Origin of the sequence: Paramicrobacterium agarici, assembly GCF_002563955.1 — a bacterium.
In the GTDB taxonomy this organism is placed as follows: Bacteria; Actinomycetota; Actinomycetes; order Actinomycetales; family Microbacteriaceae; genus Paramicrobacterium; species Paramicrobacterium agarici.
Map to the genome: position 1 here is coordinate 2,132,789 of NZ_PDJE01000001.1, position 13,650 is coordinate 2,146,438.

The 13,650-nt window shown below is 63.4% G+C and carries 12 protein-coding genes; 10 read left to right on the forward strand and 2 right to left on the reverse strand.

Features of this window, described 5'->3' with window-relative positions:
- Positions 1-187: 187 nt before the first annotated feature.
- From ileS to ndk, 4 genes are read left to right on the forward strand one after another with little or no spacing between them, the layout of a single operon-like run.
- Complete coding sequence (gene ileS / locus ATJ78_RS10425; RefSeq protein WP_098407527.1) at positions 188-3,544, forward strand: isoleucine--tRNA ligase; 3,357 nt, start codon at positions 188-190, stop codon at positions 3,542-3,544.
- Entirely contained in the window at positions 3,537-4,904 is a 1,368-nt protein-coding gene (locus ATJ78_RS10430; protein ID WP_098407528.1) for a bifunctional folylpolyglutamate synthase/dihydrofolate synthase, read from the forward strand. The genes ileS and ATJ78_RS10430 overlap by 8 nt, the downstream gene beginning before the upstream one ends.
- Positions 4,901-5,257, forward strand: a complete 357-nt coding sequence (locus ATJ78_RS10435; RefSeq protein WP_169923437.1) for a DUF4233 domain-containing protein — start codon at positions 4,901-4,903, stop codon at positions 5,255-5,257. Before ATJ78_RS10430 ends, ATJ78_RS10435 begins: the two co-directional genes overlap by 4 nt.
- On the forward strand, positions 5,258-5,674 hold the full coding sequence (ndk, locus tag ATJ78_RS10440) for a nucleoside-diphosphate kinase (protein WP_098407530.1): 417 nt from the start codon (positions 5,258-5,260) through the stop codon (positions 5,672-5,674).
- 63 nt (positions 5,675-5,737) lie between these two features.
- Here ndk and ATJ78_RS10445 read toward each other — a convergent pair whose 3' ends face one another.
- Positions 5,738-6,352 carry a vitamin K epoxide reductase family protein gene (locus tag ATJ78_RS10445; protein ID WP_245836286.1) on the reverse strand — a complete coding sequence of 205 codons (615 nt, stop codon included), beginning with the start codon at positions 6,350-6,352 and terminating at the stop codon, positions 5,738-5,740.
- A gap of 298 nt (positions 6,353-6,650) precedes the next feature.
- Between ATJ78_RS10445 and ATJ78_RS10450 the strand changes: the two genes are divergently transcribed.
- Positions 6,651-8,885, forward strand: a complete 2,235-nt coding sequence (locus ATJ78_RS10450) for an Rne/Rng family ribonuclease (protein ID WP_098407532.1) — start codon at positions 6,651-6,653, stop codon at positions 8,883-8,885.
- A 9-nt stretch (positions 8,886-8,894) separates the two neighbouring features.
- Here ATJ78_RS10450 and ATJ78_RS10455 read toward each other — a convergent pair whose 3' ends face one another.
- Complete coding sequence (locus tag ATJ78_RS10455; protein WP_098407533.1) at positions 8,895-9,158, reverse strand: DUF4031 domain-containing protein; 264 nt, start codon at positions 9,156-9,158, stop codon at positions 8,895-8,897.
- 209 nt (positions 9,159-9,367) lie between these two features.
- Between ATJ78_RS10455 and rplU the strand changes: the two genes are divergently transcribed.
- From rplU to ATJ78_RS10480, 5 genes are all read left to right on the forward strand, one after another.
- Positions 9,368-9,676 (forward strand): 50S ribosomal protein L21, encoded by a 309-nt coding sequence (gene rplU / locus ATJ78_RS10460; protein WP_098407534.1) that lies wholly within the window; start codon positions 9,368-9,370, stop codon positions 9,674-9,676.
- 20 nt (positions 9,677-9,696) lie between these two features.
- A complete protein-coding gene (rpmA, locus tag ATJ78_RS10465) occupies positions 9,697-9,954 on the forward strand; it encodes a 50S ribosomal protein L27 (RefSeq protein WP_098407535.1) in 258 nt (85 codons plus the stop codon).
- A 93-nt stretch (positions 9,955-10,047) separates the two neighbouring features.
- Positions 10,048-11,562, forward strand: coding sequence for a GTPase ObgE (gene obgE / locus ATJ78_RS10470; protein WP_098407536.1), 1,515 nt, complete (start codon positions 10,048-10,050; stop codon positions 11,560-11,562).
- Entirely contained in the window at positions 11,559-12,344 is a 786-nt protein-coding gene (proB, locus tag ATJ78_RS10475; RefSeq protein WP_098407537.1) for a glutamate 5-kinase, read from the forward strand. Before obgE ends, proB begins: the two co-directional genes overlap by 4 nt.
- A gap of 25 nt (positions 12,345-12,369) precedes the next feature.
- A complete protein-coding gene (locus ATJ78_RS10480; RefSeq protein ID WP_098407538.1) occupies positions 12,370-13,635 on the forward strand; it encodes a glutamate-5-semialdehyde dehydrogenase in 1,266 nt (421 codons plus the stop codon).
- Positions 13,636-13,650: the final 15 nt, after the last annotated feature.

Sequence of the window (13,650 nt, forward strand, 5' to 3'; positions counted from 1 at the left end):
TAGGCGCAATGACAGCGATCCGGCCATCACCGGGGAGTCTTCGGAAGAACGGCATGCGTGCCCAGTAGAACCGAACGGGGCTGGCCCGTCACAGCCAAAGAACAAGTGGTCCGAGTCATCGGGCAAGTGAGGTGGTACCGCGGCTTCGCCGTCCTCGTAGGAGAACTCACAACCTGCCAGGAGCGACATGCCGTACCCCCAGTCGAATGACACCAGCCACACGGGCGCAGCTTTCGGCGTCACGCCCTCGCCGTCCTTTCCCGACGTCGAGACGTCGGTTCTCGACTTCTGGGCGAAAGACAGCACATTCCAGGCATCCATCGATAATCGCGAAGGCGCCCCCGAATGGGTCTTTTACGACGGGCCTCCCTTCGCGAACGGGCTCCCGCACTACGGGCACCTGCTCACCGGGTACGCGAAGGATCTGTTCCCACGCTTCCAGACAATGCGCGGAAAGCAGGTGCACCGTCGCTTCGGATGGGACACGCACGGCCTCCCCGCCGAGCTCGAAGCGGAACGTCAACTCGGAATCACTGACAAGTCCCAGATCGAAGAGATGGGCATCGCGGCGTTCAACGAAGCCGCGCGTTCGTCTGTGCTGCACTACACCGATGAATGGCAGTCGTACGTCACGCGTCAGGCGCGGTGGGTTGACTTCGAGAATGACTACAAGACGCTCGACATCTCGTTCATGGAGAGCGTCATCTGGGCGTTCAAGAGCTTGTACGACCGTGGGCTGGCCTACGAGGGTTACCGGGTGCTCCCGTACTGCTGGCGTGACCAGACGCCCCTCTCCAACCACGAGCTGCGCATGGATGACGACGTTTACAAGGATCGTCAGGACCAGACTCTGACCGTGACATTCCCGCTTCACGGCGAGAAGGCCGAATCCATGGGACTCGCGGGAGTGAAGGCGCTTGCGTGGACGACGACCCCGTGGACGCTTCCGACGAACGTCGCTCTTGTCGTAGGGCCGGACATCGAATACGCCGTCGTTCCGGCAGGGCCCGCTGGCGCGGCCGACGCGAGAGCGGGCGACGGCGTGAAATCGAGCTACTTGCTCGCCGTCGACCTCGTCGCTGCACACGCGAAGGAGCTTGGCTACGAGTCGGGCGACGCCGCCCTCGCGGCCGTCGAGCGCCGGCTCCGGGGCGAGGACCTCGCCGGTGTCGGCTATGAGCGTCTCTTCGATTACTACGCAGATGTCGAGACGTGGCACACCGAGAATGCGTGGCAGATTCTTGTTGACGACTACGTCACGACGACAGACGGAACGGGCATTGTGCACCAGGCTCCGGCGTACGGCGAAGACGACCAGCGCGTCTGTGAAGCGGCAGGCATTCCCGTGGTGCTGTCGCTCGACGACTCGGGCAGGTTTCTCTCGAGCGTCACCGACGTCGCCGGCGAGCTGTGGAGCGACGCGAATAAGACGCTCATCCGGCTGCTCCGCGAGAACGGACGCGTGCTGCGCCAGTCGAGTTACGTCCACTCGTACCCGCACTGCTGGCGCTGCCGCAATCCGCTCATCTACAAGGCGGTCTCGAGCTGGTTCGTGCGGGTCTCGGAGTTTCGCGACCGCATGGTCGAGGTGAATCAGGAGATCAACTGGGTTCCGGACAACGTCAAAGACGGACAATTCGGCAAATGGGTGGCCAATGCTCGGGACTGGTCGATCAGCCGTAACCGCTACTGGGGGTCGCCGATTCCCGTATGGAAGAGCGACAACCCCGACTACCCCAGGGTCGACGTGTACGGATCACTCGATGAGCTCGAACGAGACTTCGGCGTGCGCCCGAACGATCTGCACCGCCCTTACATCGACGAGCTGACAAGGCCCAACCCCGACGATCCCACCGGTTCATCGACGATGCGACGTATCGACGACGTCTTCGACGTCTGGTTCGACTCAGGCTCGATGCCGTACGCGCAGGTGCACTATCCCTTTGAGAACCAGGACTGGTTCGACTCCCACAATCCTGCGGACTTCATCGTCGAGTACATCGGGCAGACACGTGGATGGTTCTACCTTCTGCACGTTCTTTCGACGGCTCTCTTCGACCGGCCAGCGTTCAAGAACGTCGTGAGCCACGGAATAGTGCTGGGCAGCGACGGCCAGAAGATGTCGAAGTCGCTGCGCAACTATCCCGATGTCAACGAGGTCTTCGACCGAGACGGCTCCGACGCCATGAGGTGGTTCCTCATGTCGAGCTCTGTGCTGCGCGGAGGCAACCTCATCGTCACCGAGGCGGGCATCCGCGAAGGAGTGAGACAACTCCTGCTCCCGTTGTGGAACACATGGTATTTCTTCTCGCTCTACGCGAATACAGCGACGGAGGGCGGTTATGACGCACACGAGAGCACCGCCTCCGATGATGTCCTCGACCGGTACATCCTCGCGAAGCTTCGGCAGCTCGTCGACGGGGTGACGACCGATCTCGAAGAATTCGATTCGACCATGGCGTCGAACAAGCTGCGCGATTTCGCAGACGTGCTCACGAACTGGTACGTGCGCCGATCTCGTGATCGCTTCTGGAGCGGGGTCGGCAGCGCAGGCGAGGGCAGTGAAGCGTTCGACACCTTGTACACGGTGCTCGAAGCGCTCTGCCGTATCTCGGCGCCCATGCTTCCGCTTGTGACCGAGAACATCTGGAAAGGACTGACGGGCGGTCGTAGCGTACACCTGACCGATTGGCCGCTGGCGGCGGAGTTCCCGGCTGATGACGCACTTGTCGCCGCGATGGACCGAGTGCGCGAGATCAGCTCGGTCGGCCAGGCTCTGCGCAAGCAAGCCGGACGGCGGGTGCGTCTGCCCCTCGCCGAGCTCACCGTCGTGACGCCCGACGCGTCGGCGCTGGCCCCCTTTGAAGACATTCTGCGCGATGAACTCAACGTCAAGAACGTGACTCTCGTTCCCCTGACCGAGTCGAGCGCCGCCGAATTCGGCATCACGTCGAAGCTCACCGTGAATGCGCGTGCCGCCGGGCCTCGGCTCGGGAAGCAGGTGCAGCAGGTCATTGCGGCGGCGAAGAGCGGTGACTGGTCCGAGTCTGAGGGGATTGTGACGGCCGGCGGCGTGGAACTCGTGGAGGGCGAGTTCAGCCTTGTCCTCGAGACTGCGAACGCGAGCGAGGGCTCGGCTCTCGGGCTGCTCAGCGGCGCAGGGTTCGCCCTTCTCGACACGTCGACCACACCCGAGCTGGAGGCCGAGGGGCTGGTCCGCGACATGGTACGAGCGGTGCAAGACACGCGAAAGGCGGCAGGGTTCGACGTGAGCGATCGCATTGCTCTCGACCTCATCTTCGAAGACAAGAGCGACGCGGATGCTGTCAGCAGCGTCACTGCGGTGAGCCTCGCTGCCGAGACACTCGCCGTGTCTTTCGGCATCCATAGTGAAGGCGACCTGGGAGGGGATGATCCAGTCGACGCACGTGCACGGATCGCAGAGCGCGCGCCGGAGCACACGCAGACTATCGACTCCGGTGCATTCGCGAACGCCGGCCGTGTTACCGTCGCTGTCAGTCGCGCAAAGGAATCACATGTCTGAGCCAGTCGTCGGAAGCTCCGGTTTTGCCGCAGAAGCGGCTGATACCATCGCAGAACTCTACGCACGCACGGGGGAGGGGCGGCCACGGCCGCGCCTCGACCCGACTCGTCGGCTCGTCGAACTGCTGGGTGATCCTCAAGCCGCGTGCCCGATCATTCACGTCACAGGCACCAACGGCAAGAGCAGCACCTCGCGCTTCATCGAAAGCATCCTCCGGGCGCATGGGCTTCGTACAGGGCTGTTCACGAGTCCCCACCTGAAGTCGTTCAACGAGCGCATCACCATCGACGGCGAGCCGATCTCGAACGACAAGCTCGTTGAGAACTGGCGGGACATCAAACCGTACGTCGAGATGATCGACGGGCAGTTGCAGGATGAGGGCGAGGTACGGCTGACGTTCTTCGAGACGCTCACTGCTCTTGCTTTCGCAAGCTTTGCTGAGGCACCCGTCGACGTGGCCGTCGTCGAGGTCGGAATGGGTGGCGAGTGGGACTCCACAAACGTCGCCGACGCCTCCGTCGCGGTCTTCACCCCGATCGATATCGACCACAGCGCGACGCTCGGAGGCACGATCGCCGAGATCGCTGCGACGAAAGCAGGCATCATCAAGCGCGGGTCGCGCGTCGTCTCTGCCACGCAGGTGCCGGTCGCGCTCGCTGAGATCGAACGCGCTGCCGCCCGGCTCGAGGCTCCGGTCACTCTCGAAGACAGGGATTTCGTCCTCTCGAGCGACGTTGTGGCTGTCGGAGGGCAGCAGATCACGGTTCAGGGCCGTTCGGCCGCGTACGACGGGCTGTTCCTCCCCGTATTCGGCGACCACCAGGGGCGCAACGCGGCTCTCGCCATCGCTGTCTGCGAGACATTTCTCGGAGACGGTGGTGTGCCGCTCGACCCCGAGGTACTTGCGCAGGGGCTCGCAGAGGCGCGGTCGCCCGGTCGGCTCGAGATCGCCGCGACCCAGCCCACGATCCTTGTCGACGCAGCGCACAACCCCCACGGAGCGCAATCGCTTGCCGACGCGCTTCAGCGGTATTTCGACAGCGACAACGTCGGGCTCGTGATCGGGGTTCTCGACGACAAGGACGCTCGAGGAATTCTCGACCACCTCCTTCCCGTCGCAGAGCGCGTGTTCACGACCCACGTGGAGTCCGAGCGTGCTCGAGACGCGGAAGCTCTCGCAGCGGAAGTCCGGCGTGCGACTTCGGATACTCCGGTTGTCGCCTATGACAGCGTCGACGAGGCTCTCTCGATCGCTCGGGACTGGGCGAGTGAAGAGCCGGGCCGAATTGTCTTGGTCGCGGGGTCTGTCATTCTCGCCGGGGAGGCTCTGCTTGTGGTCGACGACAGGGGCTGGGCGTGAGGGGAGGGGGCGTCAGAGCCACTCTTGGTTCCATCGTCTTCAGCGCTGAGTTGCTCGTCGTTTTTCTCGCGACACTCGTGGCGTTTGGGCTCAAGGCCGTCGAGCCTGTCACGGCGTTCGTCGCCGGCGGCATCCTCTGTGTGCTGATGGTCGCGGTCATTCCCGTGCTGAGGTTCCGCTGGGGCCTGATCTGCGGGTGGGCGCTGCAAGGCGTTATTGTTGCTACCGGCATTGTGATGCCCCAGATGTTCGTCGTCGGCGGGCTGTTCCTGATTATGTGGATCTACTGCATGATCGTGGGGGCTCGGATCGACAGAGAGAAGAGCCGCCGGCTCGAGGCAGGAGAAAGCTAAATGGCCGTAGAAGAGACACTTGTTCTGATCAAACCCGATGGGGTCGCCCGCAGCTTGACGGGCGAAATTCTCCGCCGCATCGAGGCGAAAGGGTACTCGCTCGTCGACATCCGCCTCGTGCAGGCAGACCGCGACCTGCTTGCCGCCCACTACGCCGAGCACGAGGGCAAGCCGTTCTACGAACCGCTCGTCGAGTTCATGATGTCGGGACCTGTCGTCGCCATTCGTGTCGCGGGAGACAGAGTGATCGAGGGCTTCCGGTCGCTCGCGGGCGCGACGGACCCGACGAGCGCCGCTCCGGGCACCGTGCGCGGCGACCTGGGCCGCGACTGGGGCCTTGCGGTGCAGCAGAACCTTGTGCACGGCTCCGACAGCCCAGAGTCTGCAGCGCGCGAGCTCGCGCTCTGGTTCGGATAGTTCCGCACCCAAGCGCCTCCTGATGCCGCAATGGCTTCAGGAGGCGCTTCTGTGTTCGCGCGCTCAGAAGATGTGCGCGATGACATCGAGTCGGAGCTGCGCGAGAACCGCGATAAGGACGAAGATCACGAGCGTGATGAGCGGCGTCCAGCCGATGAGCGCCGAACCGACGGAACGTGCGCGTGTGCCCCTACCGAACGCGCCGAGCCGCAGCACGTGGAATGTGACGGCGAGGAACGAGGGGATCATCATCGACCACGTCAGCATGCACCACGGGCACAACGAGCTGATCACGTAGATGCTCTGAGTGATGAACCAGGCAACGAGACACGCGCCGAAGAGGAAGCCGGCCCACAGGGCCAGCCAGAACCACCGGGGAAAGCGAGCACCGGCGAGCAGTGCGACGCCGATGACCACGGGAACGACCCAGCACGTGAGCCCGATGATCGGGTTGGGAAATCCGAAGACGGCACCCTGCTCAGACGCCAGGTTCGTGCTGCATCCGACGAGAATGTTGAAGTCGCAGCCCAGCTTCGCATCGGGGTTCTCGAGCTGAATGAACTTGTCGAGTGTGAGCGCGAAGGCCGCAATCCACCCGACAACACCCGCAATGATGAGAAAGATCGCGAGCGGAACAGGTCGGGCATTGTCCACGGTGGCGTCTCGCGTCTCGGTCACACTCGGGATTATGGCACAAGCCGCTGTGTCGGCGACCCATGCGGCGGTTCGCGGAGTAACGTGCGATAATGGCACAGTCGTCAGGCGAACCGCGCTTCGTCTCTCGGCAGATAAAGGCTTATTGGGCACAGACCGCCCAGTGTTGTAGTTCGGTCGGAGTGACCGAGGGTTTGCGATCAGAGCGACAAGCCGATCGCGAGCGACAGAAGTGTGGAGGAGTTCGCTGAGGCGCATCTTCCCTATGAGAGTTCCCGAATGGATAGCGCGGCTGTCCGTTCGGTCGAGGAGTGCACCAGAGATGGTGGAAAAAGAGAACACGACAGTGCCCGTCGACCCGGTCGACGAGGAAACCGAGACACAGAATTCGCAGGATGCTGCCGCAGACGACGCAGCGAGAGACAGAGATGCGGCTCCGGCTCCCGCACCGCGCGAGCCGAGCCCCAGCGACGCCGGGGAGACGCCCCAAGACGCGACGCTCGATGCCGCGGCTGAGGAACAAGCACCTGCGGCCCCTCTGACGACCCAGCTCATCTTTCAAGCGCCCGACATCAAGCCGCTGCCTCCACGTCCGAAGCACGATGAGCGCGAGAGCGGCGACGAGGGCGGAGCCAGGCGGCGCTCTCGACGCCGTCGCGGCGGCGACCAGGACGGGTCCGACGCAGAGCCCATCACCGAGCCTCAGAAGGTCAAGGGATCAACGAGGCTTGAGGCGAAGAAGCAGCGCCGTCGTGACGGCCGAGACGCAGGACGCCGTCGCTCGGTCGTTACCGAAGCAGAGTTTCTCGCGCGGCGCGAGTCGGTGGATCGCAAGATGATTGTGCGCTCGAAGAAGGGCCGCATTCAGATCGGCGTTCTCGAGGACGACGTGCTTGCAGAGCACTACGTGGCTCGATCGCAGGAGTCGTCGCTCATCGGAAACGTCTACCTTGGTAAAGTGCAGAACGTGCTGCCGAGCATGGAGGCCGCGTTCGTCGACATCGGGCGTGGCAGAAACGCCGTTCTGTACTCGGGTGAAGTGGACTGGGATTCTGTCGAGACGGGCAACCAGCCACGACGCATCGAGCTGGCTCTCAAGCCGGGCGATAAAGTGCTCGTTCAGGTGACGAAAGACCCCGTCGGACACAAGGGCGCGCGGCTCACCAGCCAGGTTTCCCTGCCCGGCCGTTACCTCGTGTATGTGCCCAACGGGTCCATGAACGGAATCTCGCGCAAGCTCCCCGACACCGAGCGCGCACGCCTCAAGAAGATCCTCAAGGCGATCCTTCCTGAGAACGCCGGCGTGATCGTTCGCACAGCAGCCGAAGGTGCAACAGAAGAGCAGCTGACGCGCGACGTGAACCGGCTGACCTCACAGTGGGAGTCGATCCAGAAGCAGGTAGAGAACGGGCACGCTCCCGCGCTGCTTCACTCGGAGCCCGACCTGCTCATCAAGATCGTGCGCGACGTATTCAACGAGGACTTCCACAACATGGTCATCTCGGGGTCGGACGCCAAGCAGACGATCGAGAAGTACCTCAGCCAGGTTGCCCCTGATCTTCTCGACCGTGTCGAGAACTACGACGGCGGCAAGGACGTCTTCGACGAGTACCGCATCACCGAGCAGATCGAGAAAGCACTCGACCGCAAGGTCTGGCTGCCGAGCGGCGGATCGCTCGTCATCGATCGAACCGAGGCGATGACCGTCGTCGACGTGAACACGGGAAAGTTCGTCGGCTCCGGGGGCAACCTCGAAGAGACCGTGACGAAGAACAACCTTGAAGCGGCAGAAGAGATCGTTCGCCAGCTTCGCCTTCGCGACATCGGCGGGATCATCGTCGTCGACTTCATCGACATGGTGCTCGAGTCGAATCGAGACCTTGTTCTGCGCCGCCTCGTGGAATGCCTCAGCCGCGACAGGACGAAGCACCAGGTCGCCGAAGTCACTTCGCTCGGGCTCGTGCAGATGACGCGGAAGAAGCTTGGGCTGGGCCTGCTGGAAACGTTCAGCGAGGCGTGCGAAGCATGCGCCGGGCGGGGCGTCGTCGTGCATCACGAGCCCGTGGCGAAGCACCGCGGCTCTGGTTCCGACAACGGCGGCCGAAAGCGTCGTGGCAACAACGGTTCGTCGCACGGCAACGGCCAGCACTCATCCAAGGCAGTCGGCGCCGCGCACTCGATCACCGACGACGCGAAGAAGGCGCTCTCGCAGATCGCCGCCAGCACGATTCACGCAGAATCCGAGCCGAGCGAGAAGCCGGCCGAACCAGCATCCGTTGTCGAATCGATGTCAGAACCCGAGCCCAAAGCTGAGCAGCCAGCAGACGAGTTGAGTGACTCGGTAGCGATTCTCGACATTCCCATTGAGCCTGCTCAGCGCTCGTCGCGCCCGATTGACAAGCGCGAGGCGGAGGACCTGCTCGGCTCTGTTCTGGACTCCCTTCCCGAGCCCAAGAAGCCAGGACAGGGGCGCAATCGATCGCGCCGCGTAACGACCGCGGCATTGACCGGAACGCCCGTCACGACGAACGACGAGCCCGATTCAGCAGAATCCTAGGATGCTCCGTCAGCGGTCCCGCGCCCGCACGCGGAGACCGCTGGCGATGAGTCTGCGGGTCAGCTCATGTGCGCTGACCCGGGATGCGCCCGCGGCGACCACCTCGTCGTAGCGCGCCTCGGGGACGTCGTAGTGGTCGATATCGAAGCTTCGAGAGGGTAGGCCGAGTTCTGTCGCGAAGCGTCGCAGCTCGGCTATTGATGTGTCGCTCACGAGATGCGACCATGTTGTTCCGTGCGCCGGCCACATGGGTGGATCGATCAAGAGGGCCATGCACGTCATTCTAGGAACACGCTCGTGGTCCATTTGTCGAAACTCCGGTCGATGCAGTAAAGTTGATCGTTGGTGACTGGCTTATCCTGTGTCACCACCATGGTTTTCTGACAGGCACACCTCCATTCCCGCTGGGTATGTCTGGAGCAGTGACTTTTCCTTTGACAGACAAGCGGAGCTTTCGCTCCACAGAGAAGTAGGTACTCCAAGTGGTTTACGCAGTTGTGCGCGCCGGTGGTCGGCAGGAGAAGGTCGAGGTCGGCACCATCGTCACGATGGACCGTGTCCAGGCAGACAAGAACGGCAACGTCGAGCTGCCCGCCGTGCTGCTGGTTGACGGCGACACAGTCACCAGCGACCAGAAGTCGCTTGCCAAGGTCAAGGTCACCGCCGAGGTTCTCGGTGATCTGCGCGGTCCGAAGATCGTCATCCAGAAGTTCAAGAACAAGACCGGTTACAAGAAGCGCCAGGGCCACCGTCAGGAGCTCACGCGCGTCAAGGTCACCGGCATCAAGTAAGGCATCGAGGAGAAAACGAGATGGCACACAAAAAGGGTGCGAGCTCCACTCGCAACGGTCGTGACTCGAACGCGCAGCGCCTCGGTGTGAAGCGCTTCGGTGGCGAGACAGTCAACGCGGGCGAAATCATCGTTCGCCAGCGCGGAACGCACTTCCACCCAGGCGTGAATGTCGGTCGTGGCGGAGACGACACGCTGTTCGCTCTGTCGAACGGTGCGGTCGAGTTCGGTAGCAAGGGTGGACGCCGGGTCGTCAACATCGTTTCGGCCGACGCGTAGTCGACAAGCTATTCACAGAAGGGGCGGGCGTATGCCCGCCCCTTCTGCCATTTCCGGCACGATTGATAGCGGAACAGATCCGAGGAGGACACAGTGGCGACGTTCGTCGATCGCGTGACGCTGCACGTCAGTGCAGGTAAAGGTGGCAACGGCTGTGTTTCTGTACGCCGCGAAAAGTTTAAGCCACTCGCCGGGCCCGACGGTGGAAACGGTGGCAACGGCGGAGATATCGTTCTTGAGGCTGATCCCCAGGCGACGACGCTTCTCACGTACCACCGCTCGCCCCATCGCACGTCCGAGAATGGCGGATTCGGCATGGGCGACCTCAGGCATGGGGCGGCGGGCGAAGAACTCGTTCTGCCCGTGCCCGTGGGCACCGTCGTCAAGGACGCCGACGGCGAGACGCTCATCGACATGACTGAACCAGAAACGCGCTTCGTCATCGCCCGCGGCGGCTACGGGGGACTGGGGAACGCTGCACTCGCGTCGACGAAGCGCAAGGCACCCGGCTTCGCGCTTCTGGGCACACCGGGTCAGTCGGGTGACATCACCCTCGAGCTCAAGACAATTGCGGACGTCGCGTTCGTGGGGTACCCGTCTGCAGGCAAATCGAGCCTGATCGCGGCGATTTCCGCGGCGAAGCCGAAGATCGCGGACTATCCCTTCACGACGCTGCACCCGAACCTCGGCGTCGTGCAGGCCGGCCAGCACCGCTATACCGTCGCCGACGTTCCCGGCCTCATCGAGGGTGCAAGCGCTGGACGCGGGCTCGGTCTCGAGTTCCTCAGGCACGTCGAGCGTTGCGCGGCGCTTCTGCACGTTATCGACTGTGCGACCCTCGAGCCCGGACGCGACCCCGTGAGTGATCTTGAGGTGATTGAAAGCGAACTCGCTGCATACCCCGTGCCGGACGGGCAAGTTCCTCTGCTCGAGCGTCCGCGACTTGTCGCACTCAACAAGATCGACGTTCCAGAGGCGCGGGAACTGGCAGAGTTCGTGCGTCCGGATCTTGAAGCACGGGGCTATCGGGTATTCGAGATCTCAACGGCGAGTCACGAGGGTCTCAAAGCACTCACCTACGCGCTCGGTGAGGTCGTACACGAACACCGTGAGGCCGTCCGGGAACTCGAGGAACACGCGCCCCGCATTGTGATGACGCCGAAACCCGTTAACCGCAAACCGTTCGACATCGTTGTCGAGGGCGGGACATACGGGAACGTCTACAGGATTCTCGGTGAGAAGCCGGAGCGCTGGGTCCAGCAGACCGACTTCACCAACGATGAGGCCGTCGGCTACCTGGCCGACCGGATCGCAAAGATCGGAATCGAAGATGCGCTATTCGCCGCGGGTGCTGTCGCCGGATCAACCGTGGTCATCGGGCCCGGAAAGGGCGTCGTGTTCGATTGGGAGCCCACTCTCACATCGACGGCAGAGCTCATGACCTCTCCGCGAGGAACGGACGCGCGCTTCGATCAGAACGTCAGGCCCACCCGCGGGCAGCGTCGCGACGCGTACTACGATCGAATGGACGCCAAGACCGCGGCGCGCGAAGAACTCGAGAGCGAGCGTGAGGCAGGGCTCTGGTCGGAGGACGAGCCGGAGCGATGATCACAACACGCGCAGACATCAGTCGCGCACGGCGCATCGTCGTCAAAGTCGGCTCGTCGTCCATCAGCGGTGTGAACAGCGGACAGATCGAACCTCTCGTCGACGCGCTGGCCGCGGCCCATTCCAATGGCATCGAGGTGATCTTGGTCTCCTCTGGGGCCATCGCCACAGGCATGCCCTACCTGGGGCTCGAAAGCAGACCGGAAGACCTCGCCACGCAGCAGGCTGCGGCCGCTGTCGGCCAGAACGTGCTCGTGTACCGGTATCAAGACAGTCTCGACCGCTATGGAATCGTGGCGGGGCAGGTCTTGCTGACCGCTGGCGACCTTGACGACCCCAACTCCCGGAGCAACGCCCAGCGGGCGGTGGACCGGCTTCTCAGCCTTCGAATTCTGCCGATCGTCAATGAGAACGACACCGTCGCGACCCACGAGATCCGCTTCGGCGACAACGACCGACTTGCAGCACTCGTTTCAACGCTCATCGGTGCCGACGCAATGGTGCTCCTGAGCGACGTCGACGCGATCTACACCCGTCCCCCCGAAATTCCGGACGCGGAGCGCATCAGCCTCGTCGCGCCGGGGGAACAGCTGTCAGGAGTCGAATTCGGTGAAGCGACGCGAAACGGCGTCGGCACGGGAGGCGCGTCGACGAAGGTCTCCGCCGCACGGCTCGCGGCTGCGCGAGGCACCGGTGTGCTCGTCACTTCGGCGTCTCGCATCAGCGCCGCCCTGAGCGGTGCCGATGTCGGTACGTGGTTCGCGCCACATTTGAACGAGTGATAATGCGCCTGGCTAGAATCGGGGCATGACCGACACCCGAACTGGCGCTATCGTTCGCTCACGCCTCGAGGATGCACGCCGCGCCTCACGCGCGCTTGCTCTAGCCACGGGCAGCCAGCGCGAAGCGGCGCTTGAGGCCATAGCCGTGGCCATCGAGAGCGACGTCGAAGGAATCCTGTCGGCAAACGAGCGCGATATCGTCAGGGGGCGAGAGAACGGCCTCGCGCCCGGCCTGCTTGATCGGCTTCGACTCGACGAGAACCGGATCGCGGCTCTCGCGGAATCGGTCCGTCACATCGCAGCGCTCACCGATCCGGTTGGTCAAGTGGTGCGCGGAAGCCGGCTCGAGAACGGCGTTCGCATCGAACAGGTGCGGGTTCCGTTCGGAGTCGTCGGCGCGATCTACGAAGCGCGACCGAATGTCACCGTCGATATCGCGGCTCTCGCGCTGCGCAGCGGCAACGCCGTCGTGCTGAGAGGCGGCTCTGCGGCGATCGAGAGCAACACTCGTCTCACAGAGGTCCTGAGACGGGCGCTCTCGGCCGCGGGTCTCCCGGCGCACGTGATCCAGTCGATTGACGACTTCGGACGTGAGGGCGCGACAGAGCTCATGCGCGCTCGAGGTCTCGTCGACGTGCTTATTCCGCGAGGGAGCGCAAGTCTTATCAACACCGTCGTCTCAGAATCGACAGTGCCCGTCATCGAGACAGGCGCAGGCGTCGTGCACGTGTACGTCGACGCCGACGCAGACGCCGCGACGGCGGCATCCATCGTGGTCAATGCAAAAGCTCAACGCCCGAGTGTCTGCAATGCGGCTGAGACGGTGCTCGTCCACCGGGATGCCGCTGAGAGAGTGCTTCCCGCGCTTCTCGAGAAGCTTCGCTCAGCCGGTGTGACCGTGCGCGGCGACGACGAGGCTCGAGCGTACTCGCCGGCGATCGAGCCGGCAGCGGCCGACGAGTGGTCCACGGAGCACCTGGATCTCACGCTCGGAATGCGCATCGTGGACTCCCTTGATGACGCACTCGAGCACATCGCGATGTATTCCACGCATCACACGGAATCGATTGTGACGAACAGTGTGCGCAACTCCGAACGGTTTCTCGCGGAGGTCGACTCCGCCGTGGTCATGGTCAATGCGTCGACGCGCTTCACCGACGGAGGCGTCTTCGGATTCGGTGCCGAGGTCGGCATCTCTACACAGAAGCTGCATGCGCGGGGACCGATGGGCCTCACCGAGTTGACGAGCACGAAATGGCTCGTGCGCGGCGACGGACAGGTGCGCGGCTGACCTGTAGACTGGTCG

What these genes read in the sequence shown, in the direction of transcription:
- ileS (WP_098407527.1), top strand. Translation starts at nt 188, where the DNA reads ATGCCGTACCCCCAGTCGAATGACACCAGCCACACGGGCGCAGCTTTC.
- ATJ78_RS10430 (WP_098407528.1), top strand. Translation starts at nt 3,537, where the DNA reads ATGTCTGAGCCAGTCGTCGGAAGCTCCGGTTTTGCCGCAGAAGCGGCT.
- ATJ78_RS10450 (WP_098407532.1), top strand. Translation starts at nt 6,651, where the DNA reads ATGGTGGAAAAAGAGAACACGACAGTGCCCGTCGACCCGGTCGACGAG.
- proB (WP_098407537.1), top strand. Translation starts at nt 11,559, where the DNA reads ATGATCACAACACGCGCAGACATCAGTCGCGCACGGCGCATCGTCGTC.
- ATJ78_RS10455 (WP_098407533.1), bottom strand. Translation starts at nt 9,158, where the DNA reads ATGGCCCTCTTGATCGATCCACCCATGTGGCCGGCGCACGGAACAACA.
- ndk (WP_098407530.1), top strand. Translation starts at nt 5,258, where the DNA reads ATGGCCGTAGAAGAGACACTTGTTCTGATCAAACCCGATGGGGTCGCC.
- ATJ78_RS10480 (WP_098407538.1), top strand. Translation starts at nt 12,370, where the DNA reads ATGACCGACACCCGAACTGGCGCTATCGTTCGCTCACGCCTCGAGGAT.
- rpmA (WP_098407535.1), top strand. Translation starts at nt 9,697, where the DNA reads ATGGCACACAAAAAGGGTGCGAGCTCCACTCGCAACGGTCGTGACTCG.